The sequence below is a fragment of the Oleidesulfovibrio alaskensis DSM 16109 genome (assembly GCF_000482745.1).
In the GTDB taxonomy this organism is placed as follows: Bacteria; Desulfobacterota; Desulfovibrionia; order Desulfovibrionales; family Desulfovibrionaceae; genus Oleidesulfovibrio; species Oleidesulfovibrio alaskensis.
In genome coordinates this window covers 413,755-435,329 of record NZ_AXWQ01000005.1, presented here as the reverse complement: position 1 = coordinate 435,329, position 21,575 = coordinate 413,755, and the positions used below count along the sequence as shown (strand labels likewise).

Below are 21,575 nucleotides of genomic sequence, written 5' to 3'. Positions count from 1 at the left end.
TCCGGTGCAAAGGCGCAGCGCCGGTGGGGCTGCTAGGCGCTGAAAGCATTGACGGTGCGGCTGCAGATTCTGTCCAGCAGCGCGGCATCGTGGCTGATGACCAGCATGCCTATATTCCGCTCTGCGGCTGTTTCCAGCACGCTTTTCCAGATGGTTGCCTGCGTCAGGGCATCCAGCATGGATGTCATTTCATCGCACAGCAGATAGCGTGTACGCCTGTCCAGCGCCCGTGCAAGGCAGACCCGTTGCAGTTCGCCGCCGGAAAGTTCATGCGGATACCGGGCAAGCCACGCACCGGCTATGCCCAGCCTTTCAAGCAGGCGGGGCTGGGGGGGGGCCGCCTCGGCCAGAATGTCACGTATCTGCCAGCGGGGATTCACAGCCAGTTCCGGATGCTGGAAAAGCAGTTGGACGGGATTGAAGTTCCCGCGGACGTACCTTTCTCCGTCAACGGAAACCGAGCCTTCCTGCGGTGTCAGGTAACTGCTCAGAACTCTGGCCAGTGTGGACTTGCCGCGTCCGCTCGGTCCGGGCAGCCCCACTCTTTCTCCCGCGGCGACGGTTATGTCCAGCCCGCGGAAAAGCCAGTTTTCGCGGCGGTTGTAGCGGAAGCCCAATCCGCGGCCTTCAAGCATTCCAGCACCTCACTTTACCGCCGGACAGCAGCGTCAGTTCCGGCAGGGTTTCGCGGCAGCTGCCGTTGCTGCGCAGGCATGCCCCGCTGAAAGGGCAACCGCCGTTCTGCGGGGCTGTTTCCGGTTGTGGTACCGCCTGAGTGAATCCGTTACGGGGCAGCGATTCCCACAGGGTGCGGGAGTAGGGGTGACGCAGTGAACCGTTGCCGTCGAAGTCCGAGGCCCGGGCCTCTTCCACGGTCACACCGCCGCAGAAGACGGTTACGCTGTCCGCCACACTCAGGGCGGCTTCGATGTCGTGTGTAATCAATATGACAGCCTTGCCCGTATCGGCCAGACTGCGCAGGTGGCCCAGTGTTTCACGGGCGGTAAGCGGATCAAGCCCGTTTGTGGGTTCGTCTGCAATGAGCAGGCTGGCCGACCCTATGGTGGCTGTGGCTGTCAGCACGCGCCGTGTCATACCGCCGGAAAGCTGAAATGGAAACCAGCCCAGGGTCCGGCGCGGCAGTCCGTAACGTTGCAGGGCCTGCTGTGCGGAGCTGCGTGCCTCTGCCGCGGACATGCCTCCGCAGATGCCGGCTCTGGCTACCTGAACCCCGACTTTGAGCAGCGGGTTGAGAAAGCTGACCGACTGCGGGATGAGTGCGATTTCCTTGCCGCGTAGTGAGCGGATGCTGCGGGGCGTGAGCCTGCGGCCGTTGTAGAACATGTCGCCGGAGCAGGTTGCGTTGGCGGGCAGAATGCCCAGCACCGCATGGGCCAGCAGGCTTTTGCCGGCGCCCGACTGTCCCACCACTGCTGCGATGGTGCCTGCCTGTACCGTAAGATCAAGGCTGCGTATGGCAGGCACACTGTGGCGTCTGAGTCCGGCGGAGTAAGTACTGAATTCTACGGAGAGATTGCGTATTTCCAGCATGGCCGCTCCCTGTTTATTCTCTGCATGTGCGCGGGTCGAGCAGCGCACGTATGTTGGATCCCAGAATGTCAAATGTCTTTACCGTGATGACCAGCGTGAGTCCGGGCGCCACGGCAAGCCACCATAATCCCATGGAAAGATAGCGCATGGATTCTGCCAGCAGTACGCCGATGGCCGGAGTATGCGGCGACATGCCGAAGCCCAGAAATGTCAGGGCAGCGGCATGCAGGATGGCATGTGGAAACAGAAGCAGCAGGCCGATGATGAACTGGGGTATGACATGCGGCAGCATATGTCTGCGGGCAATGAACATGCGGCTTTTACCCAGCTGGTGCGACAGCATGACGTATTCGGAGGACTGCAGCTGCATGACCTCGGCGCGGATGACACGTGTCAGCGACGGCCAGTGCGACGCCGCCACGGCGATGATCACACCTTTTGCTCCGCCTCCGCAGGCGAATGATATAAGGATGAGCAGCACCAGATGCGGTGTGGCCATGGCTACGTCCACCAGCCATGTGACAACGGCATCCACCGTTTTGCCCATGGTGGCTGCTGCCAGCCCCAGCACCAGCGCCACAACGGCGGAACAGGCCGCGGCGGAAAGCCCCACGAAAAGACTGATGCGCAGGCCCTTGAGTGTCCTTGCAAACATGTCCCGTCCCAGCCAGTCCGTGCCGAAGGGATGACTGAAGTCCGGCGGCAGTTTGCGCAGCGTAAGGCGGGTCACCTCGCCCGAATCGCCGTACAGCCATGCACCCGCAAACACCGCGGCAAACAGGGCGGTGCAGGCGGCAATGGTCATTATGGTGCGGGTTCGTCTGTCTGTGGCCAGTGCCGCCATGTTACCGGTCTCCTTTGCGGGCATTGCGCCGCATGCGCGGGTCTACGATCATATACAGCAGGTCGGCCACCGTGTTGCCGGTAAAGACAAATACCGTGCTGAAAATGACCAGCCCCAGCAGCAGGGGCACATCCCCCCTGAATCCGGCTTCCACTGTGGCTTTGCCCAGCCCCGGATAGGCGAAGACCTGTTCTGCCAGCACGGCCCCCCCGAACAGTTCGCCCAGTGAAGCAAACTGCAGTGTTACGGCGGGCAGGGCCACATTGCGCAGCGTGCGGCAGAAAACAATGGCCAGAGGGCGTTCTCCCTGCGCCATGGCAAAAAGGGCGTGTTCGCTGCGCATGACGTCGATGGTCTTTTCACGCGTATGCAGGGCTATCTGTGCCACTCCGATGAGTGAAAGCGTGACAGCCGGCAGGATGAGATGATGTATGCGCTGCATCAGGCTGACGTCGTGTGCGGCCATGCCGGCGGGCCATGCCCCGTGTACCGGCGTCCAGCCCAGATGCACGGAGAAAAAGGTAAGCAGCACCATGCCGACCCAGAACGTGGGAGTGGACGCCATGAGGTAGGCATAGAAGCTGATGGTTTTGTCCAGCGGACTTGCGGGATAGGCCCCCGCCAGCAGCCCCAGAGTGAATCCGAGCACGCCGGACACCGTCCAGGCGGCGAACATGAGCCAGAAGGATGTGGTGAAGCGCTTGACGATGACGGTAAGTACCGGCTCGTTGAAAATGGTTGAAGTGCCGAAGTCGCCCTGCAGCAGATTGGCCGCCCAGCGGGTGAACCGCTCCACCGGCGGCTGGTCCAGCCCCCAGCGCTGTGCTATGACCTCGCGCTGTTCCGGAGACACCTTGAGAATGGACGGCCCCAGATAGGCGTCTATGGGGTCGACCGGGGAAAAGCTGACCAGTACAAACGACAGGGTTGCCACAGAGACCAGCAGCAGCGCCAGCCGGACGGCTTTTGCAGCGGCAAAGCGTGCCAGCCGGCCTGCTGCGGAGGATAATACAGACCGGCGGAGCGGCGCAGGCTCTTCCGCCGGTCTGTTATCAGCGCTTAATCGCACGTCCATGTCCATTCAACAATGTTGGCTGTGATGGGCCAGCCGTGACCGTGGGGTTCCATCTGCGATGTACCCACATCAAGGCATTTGTTGACAAAGTAGGTATGATCGAGGTTGACCATCCACGCCCATGCGGCATCGCCGGGCACGGTGAAGCCGGTGGTGCTGTCCCACTGGGCTTTCTGCCAGTGAGGTATGGAAGCTTCAAAGGATTCTGCCGAACGGGCATTTTCCAGATGGCTGTCCACGACGGGGTTGGAATAGAATCCGGCGTTCCAGTACATGGGGTCAGGACCGGGGGTGTGGTAGAGCTTGTACATTTCGAGCGGGCTGTGGTCGCCGAAACCGTATACGACCACCTGAGAATGGGTCAGCCGGGTTTTGATGCGGTCCCAGTTTTCACCTTTGGGCACGGCATGTATGCCCACGGGGCGCAGCATGTCGCTGGCTGCCAGCGCCAGCCCCTGACGCAGCGAGTCCTTGGCGTTGTAGATAATGGTGAACTCAGCCTTGCGTCCGTTCTTTTCGCGTATGCCGTCACCGTCGGTGTCTTTCCAGCCCGCGGCTTCCAGAATGGCCCGCGCTTTTTCCGGATCGTTGTCGGCAAAGCGCACTGCGGGATTGTCCCACGGCAGATCGTCCACCACGCCGTAAGCCGGCCTGCCGAAGCCGTCCAGCACGCCTGCGACAAGCGCCTGCCTGTCCAGAGCGTAGTTCACGGCTTTGCGTATGGCGATGTCCGCTGTCACATCATTGCCTATCGGAGCACCCGAAGGCGTGGTGCGCCCTTCATCAGGCACAACGGGAAACATGAGCCCGCGGTTGTCCACGCTTTTGACAACATGCAGCCGCATGCCGCCGATATCCTGCGCCGCCAGATTGGAAGGAACGCCGAGCACGTCCACCTGCCCCGCACGGGCTGCCGCCAGAGCGGCGTCTTCGTCGGCAAAGAGAAAGACAAGCTTTTTAATCTGCGGCTTATGGCCGTAATACCGTTCGTTGGCTTCCACCACCAGCTGCTGCCCCTCATCCCAGCGCACCAGCTTGTAAGGGCCCGACCCGACGGGGTTGCGTCCGTATGCGGGGCCGTACTGCGTGCGGGGCACTATGCCCAGCGTCACAAGGTGCTGTACAAATGTGATGTCCGGCTGCGAAAGGTGCAGCTTTACCGTGCGGCTGTCAGTTGCTTCGGCTTTGACAAGGGGCGAAAGATCAATTTTGCCTCCTGCTTCAAGCCCTTTGTTGTAGGTAAATGCCACATCCTCAGCTGTCAGAGGAGTGCCGTCGGAAAATTGCACATCATCGCGTATGGTGATGGTCCAGACTTTTTTGTCGGCGGAAAGTTGCCGTTTTGTGGCCAGATCGGGAACAATGTTCAGGGTTGCATCACGTTTGAACAATGTGCTGTGAAAAAGCGGGTTGCCGTAGTTGCCCCAGCCCAGAAGCGGGTCATAACCTTCGGTATTTTCGCCGCCCACGGCGAGTATGAGAGTGTCTTTCTGTGCCAGAGCCGGAAAGGCCCCGATGACAAGCAGCAGCAGAACAACGCCTGCAAATCCGGCCCTGCGGGCAAATGTGTGCATGGAATTCATGGCTCCTCCGTGTATATTTTACTAATGGAGTAGCCTTGTGTGCCACTTAAGTCAAAAAGATATTACTAAAAAACTGGTGTTGTATACATAAATTGTCATTGAGCACACAACCACCGGCAAGGGCGGCCCCAGATGGATAGCTTTCGGGGGGCGGGATATGGTGCAGCCTTCTTTTTGCACGTCAGGTGCGGTGTCATGCAGGGCACGCAGCCGTTAAAAAAGGGCCCGGAGGCCCTTGTGATATGCGGCTGCCGCTCAACCGATGCGTTCTACGGACGCGTAATGCGGTTCATGCAGGGGGATGATGATGTCCGCCATCTCTTTGACCCGCAGCATGATGTCATAGGCGCGTTCCGGACTGGTGCAGGTGCCGGGGGGAATGACATCCATTTCCATGGCTTTTACCGCCGCAGGCGGGTTCAGGTTTTCTTCGATGACGCAGAACCCCGTGATGGCGACAGACCCCTGAGCCGTCTGCACGACAATGGTCATGCCGCCTTCGGTATGCGCAGGCGTATGCACCGCACGTATGCCGGGCACAATCTCTTTTTCGGCTTCGCTGATAACGCGCAGCTGACCGTTTTCTTCCACTTCCTCTATGTAATCCTCAAGGTACCGGAAATCCAGCGGGTGCGGATTGTGAATATGTTCCAGCTCTTTTTCGTGAACCCATATTTCCGCGTTCACGCATTTGGAATCGTTTTCGCAATGGTCGTTATGCAGGTGCGTGTGTATGACGACGCCTATGTCTTCGGGAGTGAGTCCGTGCCGGGCCAGCCCTTCTTCCAGAGTGACAATGGGGCCGCCCAGTGCTTTTTCCCTGTCTGCCGACTTGATGGGGTGCATTTCTCCGGTATCGATGAGCATGGGCCTGTCGCCGCCCTTTATCAGCCAGCTGTATATGGGAATGGTGTACGGGGTGCCGTAATTCTGCTGATAGGTCATCATCCCTTTGTCGAACACTTTTGAGCCGACAACCATCGGGTGAATAGTATAGTTCATTGTATGGCTCCTTTACGGAATGGCCTGATGCATGAAGTGATATAAAGCGGGGGCGGTCCTTCCGCAGCAGTATGCATCCGGCGCCCACCCGGTAACAATAATCACCGTATGCCCGTCTGCAAGTAATAAAGGCGGCACGCGGCTTCAGCGCCGGGGCTTTCTGCCGCCGGCGGCACGGACGGTTTTGCCGGGTATGAACGTGGCCCGTAGAAATTCCGGATGGAAGAAAAACAGCGGATTACGCACGATGGCATCGGGCAGAATGTGATACCAGCGGTAACCGCGCTCCTTGAAGTAACGCACGGCCTGCACACGGTAGCCTGTCTCCCGCGCGGCCAGCAGCGCGGCATCGCGCTGACAGCGCGAAGAAGAAACCGGACGCAGCAGGCGCGGGTTGAATCCGTAACGTGCCAGCATGGCACGCACCCGTTTGAATTCACGGAAGCGTGAAAATGCGTCGGCCTGACATAGCACGACCCCCCACAGGAAGAGCGCGGCCAGCAGAGTCAGCACCCATGCGGGCCCCCACAAGGCAAGCCACTGCCACAGGCGGGGCTGGGTCTCGGCCATCTGGGCAAGGCTGCCGGCCTGTGCCATCAGCGCTCTGGCTTCGGCTCCGGTTACGGCGGCCAGCAGGGTCACTTTGACACTTGTCAGGTGCGGAAAAGGGGCAGCCTGAACATATCGCAGTATTTCGGCGGCAAGATTGCGCATCATGGCTGGTGCGTTCTCCTGTCTTTCATGGCTCCGGCCGGGGTGATATTCAGCCCAGAGGGGCTGCCCACCGGCTGCGGGCACGGCACAGTTCTTTCGCGTCGTCCGCGGTGCGTATGCAGTGCAGCACGGTGTGCTCTCCGGTCAGTGCACCTCTGGCGCTGACAATTTCCGTATCGGCAAAGCATTCCGCGCGGAATGATATATCCACGGCGCGCAGCTCGTTTTGCCGGTCACACGGCATACATTCCAGCAGCCACTGCAGATAGTGCACATTGTTTACATGGCCGTTGATATCCAGATCTGCTCTGCGGGTGCGTATGCGCACACCTGCAGCTTCTTCACGCAGTCTGGGCAGGGTGCGCGTTTCAAAAGGGCGGCATGGCGGGTTGTCCTGCGGATAGCCGTCCCTGATGAAATCGGGAAGCGGAACCATGCTTCTGTCCGCAAGATGTATGGTTACCCATGCACTGGTACCTGCGGCCAGCAGTTCTCCATCCTGAGTATACAACTCGTAACAGCGGTAGGCCATGTGTCTTTCATGCGCGGCCGGCCAGGTTACGGCGGTCACTGTTTCTCCTGCCGGAGGAAAGCGGTTTACAGTTATCTGCAGCCGGGCAAGAACCCATGCGAGCTGTTCCGCTCTCAGGCGTTCGGCAGGAAAGCCCAATGTGCGGGCATGGCCGGAGGCGGCTTCCTGAAAATAATCAGCTATGGCCCGTATACCTGCTCTGCCGGTGCTGTCGGCATCGTATGTGCGTACCGGAAACGTTTCCGTGCCGGTGTGTCCTGCAAAAGGGATCATGTGGTCTCTCTGTATGCACCGCATCTGCCTGAAACGGGTGCGGGCGCCGGTGGATTGTTTTTATCCGGCATATCGTGGTTTGCGATGGCGCGCAATGTGCGGCCACCGTCATGCGCTGCGCAGTACGGCCAGAATTTCAAGGCGCGATGCCTGCCAGGCCGGATAGGCCCCTGCGGCCAGTCCCAGCAGAACGGAGCCTGCGCATATGCCGCCGATGAGCAGCGGGTCGTATACAAACGGCAGGCCGGCAAAATAGTAGACAATTGTAATCAGTCCGGCTGACGTAATCACGCCTGCGGCGCCGCCAGCACCGGCCATGATGGCTGATTCCATAAGAAACTGTCCCATGATGTTGCCCCGCGTGGCTCCCACAGAGCGGCGTATGCCTATCTCCAGCCGGCGGGCGCGGACCAGCAGAATCATTATGGACAGAATGCCCAGACTGCCGACGGAAAAAGAAATGCCGGAGGAAAGCAGTCCCAGCGTCCATACGAGATCCAGAGCCTTTTTCTGCAATTGCGTGGCTTCGCGTGCGGTAAGGATGGAAAAGTCGTCATCATTTCCGGAAGTGCCGTGGCGCTGCCGCAGTATCTCCGTGGCGGCTCTGCGTGCGGCGTCTTCCGAAGCGCCGCGTTTCAGGTTCATGAACACGCCCGAAACCCATGTCTGGTTTGACATGCGCCGCATGTAGGTTGTCAGCGGCACAAACACCTGTTCGTCCTGATCGGTACCGGAAAGATCACTGCCTTTTTCGGCCATTATGCCGACTACGGTAAGGTTGGCGCGGTAAAAGAAAACCGTCTGGCCCAGAGCCTGTGCAGGGGAACCGAACAGCCGTTCCGCAATGGTACGGCCCAGCACGATGACTTTAGCCATTTCTTCCACCTCGCGAGAGGTGAAGAACCGGCCCGCATCAATTTCGATATTGCGCACGTCGGTGTACAGCGGCAGGGTGGCCACAAGCTGACACTGCGTGGCCATACGTCCTTTGCGGATGGGCATGGTGCGGGTGACATAGGGCACGCCTTTTTCTATCTGCGGTACAGAACGTAACAGTGCTTCGGCGTCGCGCAGGGAAAACGTGGTGGTTTCTCCTCTGAAGCGTGCAGAACCGCTTCTGCGGAAGCTGATGGTGCCGGATGCTGCCTGAAACAGGTTGGGCCCCAGTTTTTCTGTTTCTATTTCAGCCTTGCGCACCAGCGATTTGGAAATATGAAGCACGCCGGTAAGCACCATGGCACCCAGAAAAACTCCCAGCATGGCCAGAACTGTACGCATACGGTGGGTGGAAAGCGACTGGCGCGCGATGCGCAGACCGCTGAGCATGCCTGTGGTTCTGCTCATGTTACTGGTTTCCTTTCAGCGCGTGTATGGGGTCCAGTGCGGCCGCGTTGCGTGCGGGCCGCAGGCCGAAAACAAGCCCTACCGCTACGGCCGAGGCCACGCCGATGATAAAGACCTTCCATGAAAGTTCCAGCTCGATGAGGTCGAATCCGGAAAGAATACGGCCCAGCACGATGCCTATGCACAGCCCCAGCAGGCTGCCGATGACGGTCAGTGTCACGGATTCGATGAGAAACTGGAGAACAATGGCGCTGTTGCGGGCTCCCATGGCTTTGCGCAGCCCTATTTCCATCTGGCGCTCGGCAATGGACAGATACAGCAGGTTGGCCAGCACAAAACCTCCCACAACCATGGCGGAAGCAGCGGTGATGCCCAGAAACACCACCAGTCCGCCCTGCAGCATGGCGATGAATTTCATCACTTCATCCGCGGTGATGATGGAAAAGTCGTCGGGGTCGCCGGGACGCAGGTTGTGCAGGTGGCGCAGCAGGCTTTTAAGCCCCTCTTTGTGCTCGTCCATGGCTTCGGCATTGGTGAATTTCACCCGCAGGGCGGGAAAGTGGCGCCTGTCCATATTAAAGCGCTGGGTCAGTGTTGTCAGCGGTACAATAATGCGGTCATCAAGCCGAGCATTGGGGGAACTCGTGCCGCGTTTGCTCAGCACGCCCACCACGGTGAAGGGGATGTTGTTGAGAAACACGGTGCGGCCCAGCGGCGGAACACCGGCAAACAGTTTGTCGCGGGGATCGACACCCAGCAGACATACCCGTGCGCCTCTGTCCACATCGGCCTGAGTGAAGTCGCGGCCTTGTGAAAGCGGCCAGTTCCATGCTTCCGCATAGTTTGCCGTTGCCCCAACAATGCGTTCGACTTCGGCGTTGTTGCCGTTTGCTTTGGCGGTGATGCCGCGCTTGGAGCGCATGGGCACCACCAGATAGACACCGGGCAGCATCTGCCGGATACTGCGGGCGTCATGAGGGGTCAGGGTGGTAAGCCGCTGTCCCACTGCACGGTTGAAAATGTCGCCCCCGAAAATCAGGGCGGCATCCGGGCCGAATTCTTTGGTGATTTCGAGCGCTTTTTTTTGTGCACCGTCCACTGCCGCTATGATGACCGTCAGCGAGGCTATGCCCAGTGCAATGGCCGTGACCACAAACGCACTGCGCAGGCGATGCGCCCATACAGCCGTAAAGGCGATATGCTGTATGCGCCACAAAACCCGTGCCGCGTGGATGACGCGCCGGTGCAGCGCCCGTGTCTGCGCCCGTGTCTGCGCCGGCGAATCCGGCGGACCGGACAGCGCCCCCGTGCCCGCCGAGGGAACAGAATCAGACGAACCGGATATGGTGTGCGGGTGTGACTTCACTGTGACGGTGCTCCTTGCAATGCGTTATCATACCCGTAAGCGCCGCGTAAAAAAAGCCCTGAAACGGCTGTCCGGCGGCCGCGGAAAAACGCGGCACGCCGGACAGAGGCGATAACGGCACTGCATTGTACCGGCAGATGTGCCGGACCGTCAGCACCTGCTGTAACACAGGTCCAGATGTTCCCGTGCCACCGGACGGGTAGCCGTACTGACGCCCGCCGCCAGCAGAAACGACAGCGGCAGCGCCACCACATTGGGGTCGACCCACTGCAGCAGATGCAGTGCCGAACCGGGCACTGCGTCGGCAACCAGAGTGGCTTTGCCGGTCAGCCAGCGGCACAGCCCGATGGCTGCGGCTTCTTTTTCATGGATGAACAGCAGCCAGAACATGGATGCTGCGAATCCGCCCAGCATGGACACCTTGGCGCCGGTTTTGGTCATGCCGCGCCAGTAAAGCCCCAGAGAATAAGCAGGCAGAAAAGTGGCTGCGCACAGCCCGAAGAAAAAAGCGGTGGCTCTGGCAATGACAGAGCCGGGCAGTACCCATGCCCAGACCAGCGAGGCAAGTATGGTTATGACCACACCGATGCGGTTGGCGGCAAGCCCCTGCTGCTTTCTGCCCAGAGTGCGTGTGATGATGTCGTGCCCCAGCGCCGTGCCGCCGGTATGATATTGCCCCGACATGGTGGACATGGCGGCGGCCATCATGGCCAGCAGAAAAAATCCTGAAAACCAGCCGGGCATCATGGTTTCCACATAGGCGGGAATTATCTTGTCCACATTTCCGCCGCCCATCTGTATGGCAATTTTACCGAACTTCTGAAAAAACACCGCGTTGGAAAGTGCGCCGACCGTGAAAGCCACGCCGGTCATCAGCAGAATGAACACTCCGCCGAACAGTACGGCCCTGTGCAGTTCTCTGTCCGAGGGCACAGTCATGTAGCGCACGGCAAGCTGCGGTTGCGCCAGTACCCCCACGCCCACGCCGTAAACGATGGTGGTGTAGATGACCAGCCACAGGGGCGAGCCGGTCACGGTGCCCTGTGTCCACCCCAGCATGCCGCCGGCGCGCAGTTTCTCGGGCATCAGCGGCGCCATGTCCGAAAGGGTTTCGTGCGCGGGAATGACGCCGCCCAGCATCCAGTAGGTATAGCCCACAAGCATCAGCATCATAAGCACCATAAGTGTGCCTTGAAATGCGTCGGTGTACATGACGGCCTTGATGCCGCCGGTGATGACATACAGTGCCAGAATGGCCGTGACGCTGAGCAGTGCCGCCACATAAGGCACACCCAGCGACACTTCGGCCAGCCGCGCAATGCCGATGAGAACTGCTGCGGCGTAAACCGGAATGAACAGAAAAATGATGCTGCCGGAAAACCCCTGAATGAAACGCGAGTCATATCGTCTGCCCAGCAGTTCCGGAAACGTGTGCGAATCGAGAGCCAGCCCCATGCGGCGGGTGCGTCTGCCGAAAAACACCATGGCAATGAAAACGCCCACACCGATGTTGAGCACCGTGAGCCACAGTACGGAAAAACCGAACATGGCCGCGGCCCCGCCGAAACCGATGATGGCCGACGTGGAAATGAACGTGGCTCCGTAAGACATGGCCATGACAAAAGGCCCGGCCTGTCTGCCGGCCAGCATGTAGTCGGCATTGCTGCCTGTTTCTTTCCATGCCTTCCAGGAAAGCCAGAAACAGCAACCCAGATATATGGCGGTGGCAATAAGTTTACCTGTCATTCTCTGTCCCTCCGGCTTTGCCGGTATCCATGCGGGGCAGGTGCCCTGCATCGGAAGAGCCTTTTTCGTTCCAGTTCCATATGCCCCAGCCTACGCAGCCGCATGCCGCCATAATGCTCAGCCAGAAAGCCAGCGCGGCTTCCAGCGACCCCAGTCCCAGCATCATATGTCTTTATCCTCCGTGTCTGCCCCGCCGGGGCGTGAAACAAAAAAGGCCGCGGGCGGTAAGCCTGCGACCTTCGGGTGCACTGTGTTGTTTGCGGTTGTTACTCAGACAACAGTATCCACCTTCCGGTCACAGGTGCGACCGAAAAAGAAAAAGCTGAAAAAGCTGAAGGAAAAAACGGATAGCTGTTGTGTCATGGCCGGATAGTGCAGTATTGCTCTCTTGCTGTCAATGGAAAATTCTCTGCAGGAATAAGCATCATGAATGTGCGGCATGGCTGTGCTCTTATGACATGACGTGCTCACGTTCAATGGCTCCGTCGCGGAAAAAAAGCCGCCGTCTGGCTCGTGCCGCCGTATCTTCGTCGTGGGTTACCATGACAATTGTTTTGCCGGTGGCGTTTATCTGGCAGAACAGGTCCAGAATGTCGGCGCTGGTGGCGGAATCTAACTGCCCTGTAGGTTCATCGGCCAGAATGAGGGCCGGATCGAGCAGCAGTGCCCGGGCCAGAGCCACACGCTGCTGCTGACCGCCCGACAGGCTGGAAGGTTTGAAGTCCATCCTGTCGCCCAGCCCCACCTGATGCAGCAGATCCGCCGCACGCTGGCGCAGCGTGCGCAGCGGAATATCGCTGTACAGTCCCGGCATGAGTACGTTGTCCAGCGCCGATGAGTAAGGAATGAGATAGAAATTCTGGAAGACGAATCCCGTGAGCTTGTTGCGGTAATCGCTCAGTTCGTCATCGGTCATGGTGGCCACATCACGCCCGTGCAGCTGATAGCTGCCGCCGGTGGGCCTGTCGAGCAGTCCCAGTATATGCAGCAGAGTGGATTTGCCCGAGCCGGAAGCTCCCTGCAGGGCCACAAATTCGCCCTGCATGATGTCCATATCAAGCGGTCGCACGGCCTGCACGGTCAGGTCACCCTGTGTGAACGTGCGGTAAAGTCCGCGTGTGCTGATGAGCGGGGCTGCGGTTTCATTCATCAGTGTGCCCCGCCACGTTTTGCGGCAGGGGCGCTGCCCAGATCTACATCCACGGCCACCATGTCTCCGGCATTCAGCCCGCTTACGACTTCACTGGCGTCCAGCCCGCGCAGCCCCAGCTGCGGGTAGACTTTTTCCACGTTGCCCGCGGCGCGCTGTACAAACACCGTCTGTTTGCCGTCTACCCATTTAAGCGCGGCATTGGGCAGGGCAAGCACGTTGTCCTTTTCGTGCACAATGACACTGCACTGCGTGGTCATTTCCGGCCGCAGCTTGCGCGATGTTTCCGGTGCAAGTTTGACCAGCGCCTGATAGTACACAATGTTGTCGCGTACTTCCGGCTGCGGATATATCTGGTCCACGGTGCCGGTGAACACCGCATCGGGATAGGTGTCCACACGGAATTCCGTCGTCATGCCGGGCCTGACTTTACCCACATCGGTTTCATCGACATATATCCACATTTCAAGCCTGTCGGGGTCAAGCACGGTGATGAGGTTTGCCACCTCAAGGCCGGCCACAACCGTTTCGCCTTCCTGTGCAGTCACCTGGCTGACAATGCCGTTTATGGGACTGTATATGGTGGTATACGACATGCGTATGCGGGCGGACTCCAGCCCGGCCTGAGCCTGCTGCAGCGCTTCGCGGGCTTTGGTGCGCTCCAGCTCAAATTCCGCCCTGAGGCGGCGCAGAGTGGCTTCACGGGCCCGCACGGTGTTGCTCGATACCGTGGCAGCCTGCTGGGTGTCGTCCAGTTTGTTCTGGGTTTCAAGATGCTGGGTGACCAGCTGCTGGGTGCGCTGCAGCGTCAGTTCGGCAAAGCGCAGTTCCGCTTTGGCCGCTTTAAGCTGGGCTGCGGCTTCGTCAATGCGCAGCGGGTACGAAAGTTCGATCTGCCGCAGTTCCGCTTTGCTTTTTTCCACATTGGCACTGGCTTCGTTTAATGAAGCCTGCTGCTCTCTGTCATCTATTTCGGCAATGAGGTCGCCTTTCTGCACACTGTCGCCCACCCGGACGTACATTTTGCGGATGAGTCCTGTGGCGCGGGTGCCTGTTTTTACAATGGCTCCCACTTCCGGCTTGATGATGCCGGTGGCTTCAAGCACTTCGCGTATGGTGCCCGGACGCAGTTCCTGCGTGCGGGTGATCACAACGGCGTGCCCTGTTTTTTTGTTTATGAAAAACCAGCCGCCGGCGGCTGCCGTACAGACAAGTATCAGGGAAATGACTATGAATTTGCGCATATAGGTGCCGTGTGTTGGGTGTTGGATCAAAGCTGCATGTATACCTTCGGGGCCTGCATAAATCCAGTGCTGATATTTGTCCGCATCCGGCGTTGCGGCCTGTTTCAGAGCCCGTGGCGCCGTTGATGCTCTTCTTTGTCTGTGCGGTACAGGCAGTGTGCCCGTAACGGGCTGTCCGCAGGCACTGCCGGATGCTCGAAATCCATGGCATGTCGCATGCCCAGACGTCGCATGACTGCCTGAGAGGGTGTGTTGAGTACAGCAGTGAAGGCGACCACTTCATGGAGTCCCAGCGTATTGAAAGCGATATCCAGAGCGGCCGCAGCCGCTTCCGTTGCATATCCTTTGCCCCAGTGGTCCGGGTCCAGCCGCCAGCCGACCTCCACACACGGAGCAAACGGCAGGTCGCCCGACGGACGGTGCAGACCTACCATACCGGCAAACAGGCCGCTGCTGCGCTCTTCCACCGCCCAGAACCCCCAGCCCTGACTGTCGATGAGCATGCTGCAGCGTTCTGCCATGGCGTCGCTCTGCCGGCGTGTGAGCGGTGCGGGAAAAAAGCGCATCACCCTGCGGTCCGCATTCATACGGGCAAAGCAGGGCAGGTCGCCTGCACGCCATTGGCGCATAAACAGTCTGGGGGTGAGGGGCTGATACAGGGGCATACGTCACAGGGTACGCATTGCGGATAAAAAGACAAGACTCAGGTGTTACATCATGTGTTTTTTCAGGCGGGAAAGCGCGGAGAAATGCGCAGAACGTTAAAAAGGCCGGCACAGGGCCGGCCTTTTCAATCTGCGGGGGCAGTTAAATATCCAGTACTTCGCAGCGCATACCTCCGCGTTCCGTATCGGTAAAGCGGAACCCGAAATTGGCCCACAGCCCTTCCATCAGCCCGATACCGTCCACAAGATCTGCCGATCCTCTGTTGTAGACAAACCGGAAGTATTCCAGAAAATCACGGGTTTTTTCGTTGAGCATGGGCGCTTCTTTCAGCGCTTCTTCCTTAACGCGGTATTCCGGATAATGGTCCATGGTGGCATAGGCATAAATGAGGGAAAAAGACAGCTGGGTAACTTTTTGCCGCACATTCTGAAGAAAAATCGATGTGTTGTTATGCTTGCGGTATTCGGAGATCTGAAAGCGTATCCAGTCGTAGTACTCTCCGCGGTTGTTGAGCAGGCGGATGTTACCGTCCAGCGAATTTTCCAGATCCTGACGGGCTTTGGCGGAGAGGGGAGCCTTGTACACCTGCTGCACCAGTGCATCGCGGAATTCAAATGAACGGCGGCTTGCCTCGTATTCTCCGTACAGTGCGTACAGGTTCATGAAATAATTTGCGAAACTGTCAGGGCGGCCCCGGCGTACAAGCAGCGGAAAACGACCGCGGTTAACCAGCTTGGTGAATTCATGCCAGTAGATGCAGAACCGTACCTGCTCGTCATACCAGCCCGTGTACAGGTTGGGGTGAAACAGCAGCACATATCCGGCGCGGGTATGCACCGTGCGCGCCACAGGCTCCAGCCCGGGGGTGGAGCGGAAATCATCGGAATTTTCCAGCTCGTTAACTTTGGCGTCGAAGTCCTGAGGCACTATAATCTGGTCAACGGGGAATATCAGCGGAACCCGTGTGGCCGCTTCTGCCAGCATGCCGAGTTCGGTCTTGATGGCGCTGCGTTGATCGTTGTTTCCTGTTTCTACATAAATCTGCATAGATAAATCTCCCGGCGGTGTTCCGCCCGCGTCACGTTTAGCCCGTGAGGGGGTGGTTGTAAACCCCGCGGGTGCGCCGCTGCGGCAGGGCATTTTTTTGCGCAGAAAAAAATTAACTGCTGTTGACAGCGCATAAAGCTGCTTTATCTTGAACGCAAGACGATGAATCAGGAGGTCATTACTATGGTAATTGATTTCAGTTCTCTTTATGAAATGCCGAGAAGTTTTGAAAAACTCTTTGATGAGTTTGCAAGAGCCAGCAAAGGCGGATACATCAGAAACGCCACTGCAGGACTCAACATTGTTGAAGATGATGAAAACTATTATGTAGATCTTCTTGTTCCTGCTGTAGACCCCGAAAAGATTGATCTTACTATTTCTGACAAGAATCTTATAATTCGTGGTGAAGTGGAAAAAGAAGCTGGTAAATTCTTCAGGCAGGAAAGGGGCTATGGTTCTTTTCAGCGTGTCATTACGCTGAATGCACCTGTTGACCGTGATGCCGTGCAGGCAACCTGCGAAAATGGCATTCTGAGGGTTGTTCTTCCTAAATCGGAAGCCGTCAAACCCAGAAAAATAGCTATTTCCTGATGGAGGTCTTCACATGAACACTGAAGTTGTAAAACACGAAGAAAAGGCATTGCCCAAAGTTATTCCTTCCACGGACATTCTTGAAATGGAAGACGGGTTTCACATCATGCTGGAACTGCCCGGTGTTTCGGGAGAAGGACTGAGCATTGATCTGGAAGAAAATGAAGTGATTGTCACCGGACGCAGCTCATATGTACAGAAAGCCGGCAGAAAGCTGCATGCGGAATTCGATGCCTGTGAGTTTGTGAGAACCTTTACCATTTCCGATGTGGTGGACAGAGAACGCATAACGGCGACCATCAAAAACGGTCTGCTGAACCTGCATCTGCCGAAGGCGGAAGCAGCCAGACCCAGACGTATTGAGGTGCGCGCCGTATAGCTTGCCTTTCGTCGCCAAATCCGTTTCAATAAGGGTGCCGCCGCTGGTGGCACCGCAAGCGATACGAGTACGACCTGACAGAATGGCTTTCGCGCAAAGGCGAAAGCCATTCTGTCTGCTTTTGGGGGGACAGGCAGGCTTGCCATGATGGCAGCAAAGGCGTATTAAGCCCGTCCGCCCCAAGAGGCGTTCTGCCACAGGTTCGCCCTGTGGCTCCTTTTTTGCCGGCTGTCCGAGCCGGACTATGATTCGTTCGTCTACGGGTGTTTACCCGTCTGAAACACAAGGGGATTCCATGAGTACATCCGGACTGACGGCTGGTGACAACATTACCACCAGCTGCACCAGATGCAATGACGTTACCGGTCACGTGATAGTGGCCATGGTAGGCAATGAGGTAGTGAAGGTTCAGTGTAAGGCCTGCGGCAGCGAGCATAAATACCGCCCGCCCAAGCAGCCCAAATCGCGGCCTCAGGCTCCTGCCGTGAAAAAAGTGCGTGCAGGTTCCGCACGGGAAACTGCTACCACCACCGGCGCATCCGGACGCACCGTTTCGGCTTCTCGTTCCGAAGCTGCCCGCAAAGCCGCAGACACCCGCGCAGCCGCCCGTGCCGCCCGTGAAGCAGCGCAGACCGCTGAAGTATGGCTGAAAGCCATTGCCGGTTCAGAAGACCGCGACGCAACCCCTTACAGCATGAAAAGCACATACGAAGTGGGGCAGATTATTTCTCACCCCAATTTCGGAGTGGGTAAAGTGCAGCAGCTTGTAAAGCCTGATAAAGTGGAAATTCTTTTCAGGCAGGGCATCAAGCTTTTGCGCTGCACCATGTGACGACGGCTGTACGCCGCGTTGAAACGTCCGGCTGGTTCCGGACGTTTTTTTATGCTCTTCTGCCACCCCGTTGCCACTTCGTTGCCGCTCCTGCGGCGGAGCGTTCAGACGGCACTTTCTGCTGCGCATGCGGCCGGATTCTGCCTTCCTCTCAGACTGTACAGTTTGTAAGTTCATGCATTTTAAAGAGTAAAAAGTTTTCCTGCACGGAGTCATGGTGTGAGAACATTTTTTGCAGCGGATTGCGGCAATGAAATTTTTGCCGCCTGCAAAGGTGTTCAGGAGGGTGCCATGCAGATTGACGGAAGTTCTGTCGGCTATGTGCTTCAGACCGGTTCTGCGCATCAGGTCTCGAAACGGCAGTACGGCAGTGCCGACTCCATTACCGGTTTTTACGGTCAGGGCGACAGGGTGACTATTTCTGACGAAGCCTGGCGTCTGCTGGAAGAGCAGAAGGCCGCCGCGTTGGAAAACAGTAAGCATGTACGGGGAATAAAGGAAGAAGAAGGCGAAACCGTTGAAAGCATCAAGGCGCGGGCTGCCGCTCAGGAGGGTGAGGAAGCAGCATCTTCCGGCAGTGTCAGCGGTAACGGCGGGATAGAGCAGATTGAAAAACTGAAAAAGCAGATTGAAGAGCTTCAGGCCCGCATAGCCGAAATCACTTCGAGCCCTGTTTCGGATGAACAGAAAATGCAGCAGATAGCCCCTCTGCAGGCGCAGGTGCAGTCTCTGGAGCAACAGCTGATGGCTCTGCAGGCTTCACTCAAATGATGGGCCGTGACAACGGACGGCCTATAGTTTTTCACCGTCTGGCCGATATGCCGGACAGACGGAGGTGAGTTATGGCTATTAGTTTTGACAGTTTTCCGCTTGGTATGTCGGCGTTGAAGCGTGACCTGCATCTTGTGGACGAGGATGCAGGAAAAAAATCCGGTGCTGTGGGAACACTGCGCACAGGCAGTGCCGCAGCCGGTGAAGCCGCTCAGGGTGCCGCCTCCGCTGGCGGCGTGGTGGTGGAAATATCCGACGAGGCAAGGCGCAGGGCCGCCGGCGAACCGGATACTACGTTCACAGCCGCACCGGCCAAGGCAGATGGCGGTGAAGGTGAAGATAAAACCACCCTTGAACAGCTGATTGACCGGCTGAAAGAGCGTATCGAAAAGTTGAAGCAGGAGATACGCGAGCTTGAACAGAAAAGTATGCCGGATGAGGCGAAGCAGAAAATGCTGGAGATGAAGCGCAACGAGCTGATGCAGTTGCAGCAGCAGCTGGCGGAGGCTCAGATGAAGCAGGGTGAAGGCGCCGAAGGTTCTTCCGGCAGCTCGTTTGACGGGCGCGGTACCAGCGCGCAGGGTGCCACCACTATGGTTCGTCCCGATTAGGCGCTGAAACAGACCGGCGCTGACGGTGTGCAGTGGGCCTGCCGCGGCGATTGCGCCCTGTGCGGCTGAGGACGGTGCCGATGCCTCCGGCTTCCGGCGCCTCTGGCCTCCGATACCTCTGGCTTCAGGTGCCTGTTGTGCCCTGTGTCAGTGGTTTCCGGTCGGGAATAGTGTTTTTGCCGGAGCATCTCCGGCCGCAGAGCCGCGCAGCGCTCCGGTGATATCCGGAGTCTGCGCGTTTTTGCAGTTTTTTCTGCCTGCCGGACATCTGTCTGTGGTCTTTTTCCTTTTCCGGCAGTCCCCCTGCTGGTGTATTTCCCCGTGCGGGTATGCGTTTTCCTGTGCAGGCAGGGCAGGCCGCGTTTTGCTGCGGCGTGGAAAACGTTGGCTGCGCTCACGCATTCTCCTGAATATGTATGCACCGTGATGACGACGGCCTTTCCGGGCCGGTGCTGTTCCGCCGGTTCGTGTCCGGTCCGGCGGCGGTAATGCCGTGTCTCTTGCGGGGTGCTGCCGCGGCAGGTCTTCCGTACTGGCATTATGGGGTATACAGAACCGCGGTTGTTGGTATAGTACACACATAAGGCCGCGGTTCCGTTACCTGCCGCGGCCGGACTCCGTTATGATTCATACCGCTACACTGGAGGTTCCGATGCTTGATCCGAAGGAATGCATTCTTTACAGCGGCGGTGCACGTGGTGCCGAGGCTGTTTTCGGCAGGCTTGCTGAAGAGTTCGGCCTTCAAGAGGTCAACTACAGCTTTGAAGGCCATCAGGCCGAACGCAGCCGCGGCGTGCGGGTGCTGACCAGTGAAGAACTGGCGCTGAAGGATGTGAGCCTTACCTATGTCTCCCGCCTGATGAACCGCAGCTATACCAGTGCCCCCCTGTTCCGCAAGGTGCTACAGTCCATCTGCTGGCAGGTGAGCAGCGGACACGAGGTTTTTGTAGTGGGTACCATTATGGATGACCACACCGTCAAAGGCGGCACCGGCTGGGGTGCGGAATTTGCCAAGATATGCAACAAGCCGCTGTTTGTCTTTGATCAGGACAGAGGCAGCTGGTACCGCTGGGACAAAGCCCAGTGGCAGCCGGTGGAAAATCCGGTGATAACGCACAGACATTTCACCGCCACGGGTACCCGCTTTATGCAGGCTGACGGAGAAGCGGCGATCAAGGCTTTGTTCGAACGCAGTTTTTCTCGCTGACGACCGGTTTCACACGGGCCGGAACCTGCGGGTTCCGGCTTTTTTTTTTTGCGCATGCGGAGATATTTTCATGTTTGATTCCGGAAAGAATCCGGTTGCCGGCGGTCTGGCGGCTGTCGGCGCTTTTGTGCTCTGGGGACTTTTGCCGCTGTACTGGAAAATGCTGCACAGCGTGCCTCCGCTTGAAGTGCTGGGACACCGCATAGTCTGGTCACTGGTGTTTGTGGCTGTGCTCATGCAGGTCACCCGCCGGTGGGACGAGCTGCGGCGGGCTGTTTCTTCGGTGCGCAACATGGCTGTCATGGCTGTTGCCGGTGTACTGGTGGGCGGAAACTGGTTTTTGTACATCTGGGCGGTTAACAACGGCAGAGTGCTGGAAACAAGCCTGGGCTATTACATCACCCCGCTGCTTAATGTGCTGATGGGCTGTGTGCTGCTGGGCGAACAACTGTCAAAAGGCCAGAAGGCCGCACTGGTTCTGGCTGCTGCGGGGGTTGCCGTCCAGCTGACCATGCTGGGGCGTCTGCCGTGGGTGGCGCTGGTGCTTGCCGGTTCGTTCAGCGTGTACGGGCTGCTGCGCAAAACGGCCAATGTGGAATCTGTGCCCGGACTGTTTTTTGAGACAGCCGTCCTGACGCCGGTCGTGCTTGTGTATCTGGTATGGCTTGACGGCAACGGTGGTGCCTTCGGCCATGCGGGAACTGCTGTTTCGTTGCTGCTGGCCGGTGCGGGGGTCTGTACGTCTGTTCCTTTGCTGCTGTTCGCTTTTGCCGCGCGCAGAATGCATCTGGGAACCGTGGGAATATTGCAGTACATCGCTCCCACAATCGCTTTTATGCTGGGCGTGTTTGTGTTTGACGAGCCTTTTTCAGCAGGACGACTTATATCATTCTGCTTTATCTGGCTGGCTGTGGCCATATATAGCGGCGAGTCTCTGTGGAAACGCCGCAGACGGGCCGTTCAACAGGAGTAGCCGGCAGCGAGGTGTTTTGTATCGGGTCGTATATAATATTATGTTGCATTTATTATTACATCCAGTAGGCTGAC

23 protein-coding genes are annotated in these 21,575 nt (G+C 58.0%); 7 read left to right on the top strand and 16 right to left on the bottom strand.

Translation table 11 applies throughout. The annotated features are described in order from the left end of the window. Positions 1-32: 32 nt before the first annotated feature. From H586_RS0104860 to H586_RS0104780, 16 genes are all read right to left on the bottom strand, one after another. On the bottom strand, positions 33-635 hold the full coding sequence (locus H586_RS0104860) for an ABC transporter ATP-binding protein (RefSeq protein WP_027181481.1): 603 nt from the start codon (positions 633-635) through the stop codon (positions 33-35). Next, entirely contained in the window at positions 628-1,551 is a 924-nt protein-coding gene (locus H586_RS0104855; RefSeq protein WP_027181480.1) for an ATP-binding cassette domain-containing protein, read from the bottom strand. Before H586_RS0104855 ends, H586_RS0104860 begins: the two co-directional genes overlap by 8 nt. 13 nt (positions 1,552-1,564) lie before the next feature. Next, on the bottom strand, positions 1,565-2,395 hold the full coding sequence (locus H586_RS0104850) for an ABC transporter permease (protein WP_011367307.1): 831 nt from the start codon (positions 2,393-2,395) through the stop codon (positions 1,565-1,567). Position 2,396: 1 nt separating this feature from the next. Next, positions 2,397-3,470, bottom strand: coding sequence for an ABC transporter permease (locus tag H586_RS0104845; RefSeq protein ID WP_211232553.1), 1,074 nt, complete (start codon positions 3,468-3,470; stop codon positions 2,397-2,399). Continuing rightward, complete coding sequence (locus tag H586_RS0104840) at positions 3,455-5,053, bottom strand: ABC transporter substrate-binding protein (RefSeq protein WP_027181478.1); 1,599 nt, start codon at positions 5,051-5,053, stop codon at positions 3,455-3,457. The genes H586_RS0104845 and H586_RS0104840 overlap by 16 nt, the downstream gene beginning before the upstream one ends. 255 nt (positions 5,054-5,308) lie before the next feature. Beyond that, positions 5,309-6,055: an N-acyl homoserine lactonase family protein gene (locus H586_RS0104835; RefSeq protein ID WP_011367310.1), complete on the bottom strand. Its 747-nt coding sequence runs from the start codon at positions 6,053-6,055 to the stop codon at positions 5,309-5,311. Positions 6,056-6,199: 144 nt separating this feature from the next. Next, positions 6,200-6,772: a hypothetical protein gene (locus H586_RS18190; protein WP_011367311.1), complete on the bottom strand. Its 573-nt coding sequence runs from the start codon at positions 6,770-6,772 to the stop codon at positions 6,200-6,202. 46 nt (positions 6,773-6,818) lie between these two features. Further along, positions 6,819-7,574 (bottom strand): acyl-[acyl-carrier-protein] thioesterase, encoded by a 756-nt coding sequence (locus tag H586_RS18185; RefSeq protein WP_051363865.1) that lies wholly within the window; start codon positions 7,572-7,574, stop codon positions 6,819-6,821. 108 nt (positions 7,575-7,682) lie between these two features. Then, complete coding sequence (locus H586_RS0104820) at positions 7,683-8,918, bottom strand: ABC transporter permease (protein WP_011367313.1); 1,236 nt, start codon at positions 8,916-8,918, stop codon at positions 7,683-7,685. A gap of 1 nt (position 8,919) precedes the next feature. Further along, positions 8,920-10,284 (bottom strand): ABC transporter permease, encoded by a 1,365-nt coding sequence (locus H586_RS0104815; protein ID WP_027181476.1) that lies wholly within the window; start codon positions 10,282-10,284, stop codon positions 8,920-8,922. A 150-nt stretch (positions 10,285-10,434) separates the two neighbouring features. Continuing rightward, positions 10,435-12,030 (bottom strand): sodium:solute symporter family protein, encoded by a 1,596-nt coding sequence (locus H586_RS0104810; protein WP_027181475.1) that lies wholly within the window; start codon positions 12,028-12,030, stop codon positions 10,435-10,437. Then, positions 12,020-12,196 (bottom strand): symporter small accessory protein, encoded by a 177-nt coding sequence (locus H586_RS20875; RefSeq protein WP_011367316.1) that lies wholly within the window; start codon positions 12,194-12,196, stop codon positions 12,020-12,022. The genes H586_RS0104810 and H586_RS20875 overlap by 11 nt, the downstream gene beginning before the upstream one ends. Before the next feature lie 285 nt (positions 12,197-12,481). Next, positions 12,482-13,180 carry an ABC transporter ATP-binding protein gene (locus tag H586_RS0104795; protein ID WP_011367317.1) on the bottom strand — a complete coding sequence of 233 codons (699 nt, stop codon included), beginning with the start codon at positions 13,178-13,180 and terminating at the stop codon, positions 12,482-12,484. After that, the gene (locus tag H586_RS0104790; RefSeq protein ID WP_027181474.1) at positions 13,180-14,424 is read right to left on the bottom strand and encodes an efflux RND transporter periplasmic adaptor subunit; all 1,245 of its coding nucleotides are present in this window, start codon (positions 14,422-14,424) and stop codon (positions 13,180-13,182) included. The genes H586_RS0104795 and H586_RS0104790 overlap by 1 nt, the downstream gene beginning before the upstream one ends. 104 nt (positions 14,425-14,528) lie before the next feature. Continuing rightward, on the bottom strand, positions 14,529-15,089 hold the full coding sequence (locus H586_RS0104785) for a GNAT family N-acetyltransferase (protein ID WP_027181473.1): 561 nt from the start codon (positions 15,087-15,089) through the stop codon (positions 14,529-14,531). A gap of 142 nt (positions 15,090-15,231) precedes the next feature. Next, the gene (locus H586_RS0104780) at positions 15,232-16,137 is read right to left on the bottom strand and encodes a hypothetical protein (RefSeq protein WP_011367320.1); all 906 of its coding nucleotides are present in this window, start codon (positions 16,135-16,137) and stop codon (positions 15,232-15,234) included. Between the two features lie 183 nt (positions 16,138-16,320). Between H586_RS0104780 and H586_RS0104775 the strand changes: the two genes are divergently transcribed. From H586_RS0104775 to rarD, 7 genes are all read left to right on the top strand, one after another. After that, positions 16,321-16,728 (top strand): Hsp20/alpha crystallin family protein, encoded by a 408-nt coding sequence (locus tag H586_RS0104775; RefSeq protein WP_027181472.1) that lies wholly within the window; start codon positions 16,321-16,323, stop codon positions 16,726-16,728. Positions 16,729-16,741: 13 nt separating this feature from the next. Continuing rightward, positions 16,742-17,107, top strand: a complete 366-nt coding sequence (locus H586_RS0104770; RefSeq protein ID WP_011367322.1) for an Hsp20/alpha crystallin family protein — start codon at positions 16,742-16,744, stop codon at positions 17,105-17,107. Between the two features lie 295 nt (positions 17,108-17,402). Further along, positions 17,403-17,939, top strand: a complete 537-nt coding sequence (locus tag H586_RS0104765; protein WP_011367323.1) for a hypothetical protein — start codon at positions 17,403-17,405, stop codon at positions 17,937-17,939. A gap of 291 nt (positions 17,940-18,230) precedes the next feature. After that, positions 18,231-18,710: a FlxA-like family protein gene (locus tag H586_RS0104760; RefSeq protein ID WP_148204119.1), complete on the top strand. Its 480-nt coding sequence runs from the start codon at positions 18,231-18,233 to the stop codon at positions 18,708-18,710. A gap of 71 nt (positions 18,711-18,781) precedes the next feature. After that, positions 18,782-19,321, top strand: a complete 540-nt coding sequence (locus tag H586_RS19905; RefSeq protein WP_051363864.1) for a FlxA-like family protein — start codon at positions 18,782-18,784, stop codon at positions 19,319-19,321. Between the two features lie 652 nt (positions 19,322-19,973). Beyond that, positions 19,974-20,528, top strand: coding sequence for a hypothetical protein (locus tag H586_RS0104745; protein ID WP_011367326.1), 555 nt, complete (start codon positions 19,974-19,976; stop codon positions 20,526-20,528). 70 nt (positions 20,529-20,598) lie between these two features. Continuing rightward, positions 20,599-21,501, top strand: a complete 903-nt coding sequence (rarD, locus tag H586_RS0104740; RefSeq protein WP_027181470.1) for an EamA family transporter RarD — start codon at positions 20,599-20,601, stop codon at positions 21,499-21,501. Positions 21,502-21,575 lie beyond the last annotated feature (74 nt).

Bases quoted from the DNA above. Each gene is read 5' to 3' on its own strand.
- H586_RS0104860 (WP_027181481.1), bottom strand. From the start codon at position 635: ATGCTTGAAGGCCGCGGATTGGGCTTCCGCTACAACCGCCGCGAAAAC.
- H586_RS0104855 (WP_027181480.1), bottom strand. From the start codon at position 1,551: ATGCTGGAAATACGCAATCTCTCCGTAGAATTCAGTACTTACTCCGCC.
- H586_RS0104850 (WP_011367307.1), bottom strand. From the start codon at position 2,395: ATGGCGGCACTGGCCACAGACAGACGAACCCGCACCATAATGACCATT.
- H586_RS0104845 (WP_211232553.1), bottom strand. From the start codon at position 3,470: ATGGACGTGCGATTAAGCGCTGATAACAGACCGGCGGAAGAGCCTGCG.
- H586_RS0104840 (WP_027181478.1), bottom strand. From the start codon at position 5,053: ATGAATTCCATGCACACATTTGCCCGCAGGGCCGGATTTGCAGGCGTT.
- H586_RS0104835 (WP_011367310.1), bottom strand. From the start codon at position 6,055: ATGAACTATACTATTCACCCGATGGTTGTCGGCTCAAAAGTGTTCGAC.
- H586_RS18190 (WP_011367311.1), bottom strand. From the start codon at position 6,772: ATGATGCGCAATCTTGCCGCCGAAATACTGCGATATGTTCAGGCTGCC.
- H586_RS18185 (WP_051363865.1), bottom strand. From the start codon at position 7,574: ATGATCCCTTTTGCAGGACACACCGGCACGGAAACGTTTCCGGTACGC.
- H586_RS0104820 (WP_011367313.1), bottom strand. From the start codon at position 8,918: ATGAGCAGAACCACAGGCATGCTCAGCGGTCTGCGCATCGCGCGCCAG.
- H586_RS0104810 (WP_027181475.1), bottom strand. From the start codon at position 12,030: ATGACAGGTAAACTTATTGCCACCGCCATATATCTGGGTTGCTGTTTC.
- H586_RS20875 (WP_011367316.1), bottom strand. From the start codon at position 12,196: ATGATGCTGGGACTGGGGTCGCTGGAAGCCGCGCTGGCTTTCTGGCTG.
- H586_RS0104795 (WP_011367317.1), bottom strand. From the start codon at position 13,180: ATGAATGAAACCGCAGCCCCGCTCATCAGCACACGCGGACTTTACCGC.
- H586_RS0104790 (WP_027181474.1), bottom strand. From the start codon at position 14,424: ATGCGCAAATTCATAGTCATTTCCCTGATACTTGTCTGTACGGCAGCC.
- H586_RS0104785 (WP_027181473.1), bottom strand. From the start codon at position 15,089: ATGCCCCTGTATCAGCCCCTCACCCCCAGACTGTTTATGCGCCAATGG.
- H586_RS0104780 (WP_011367320.1), bottom strand. From the start codon at position 16,137: ATGCAGATTTATGTAGAAACAGGAAACAACGATCAACGCAGCGCCATC.
- H586_RS0104775 (WP_027181472.1), top strand. From the start codon at position 16,321: ATGGTAATTGATTTCAGTTCTCTTTATGAAATGCCGAGAAGTTTTGAA.
- H586_RS0104770 (WP_011367322.1), top strand. From the start codon at position 16,742: ATGAACACTGAAGTTGTAAAACACGAAGAAAAGGCATTGCCCAAAGTT.
- H586_RS0104765 (WP_011367323.1), top strand. From the start codon at position 17,403: ATGAGTACATCCGGACTGACGGCTGGTGACAACATTACCACCAGCTGC.
- H586_RS0104760 (WP_148204119.1), top strand. From the start codon at position 18,231: ATGCAGATTGACGGAAGTTCTGTCGGCTATGTGCTTCAGACCGGTTCT.
- H586_RS19905 (WP_051363864.1), top strand. From the start codon at position 18,782: ATGGCTATTAGTTTTGACAGTTTTCCGCTTGGTATGTCGGCGTTGAAG.
- H586_RS0104745 (WP_011367326.1), top strand. From the start codon at position 19,974: ATGCTTGATCCGAAGGAATGCATTCTTTACAGCGGCGGTGCACGTGGT.
- rarD (WP_027181470.1), top strand. From the start codon at position 20,599: ATGTTTGATTCCGGAAAGAATCCGGTTGCCGGCGGTCTGGCGGCTGTC.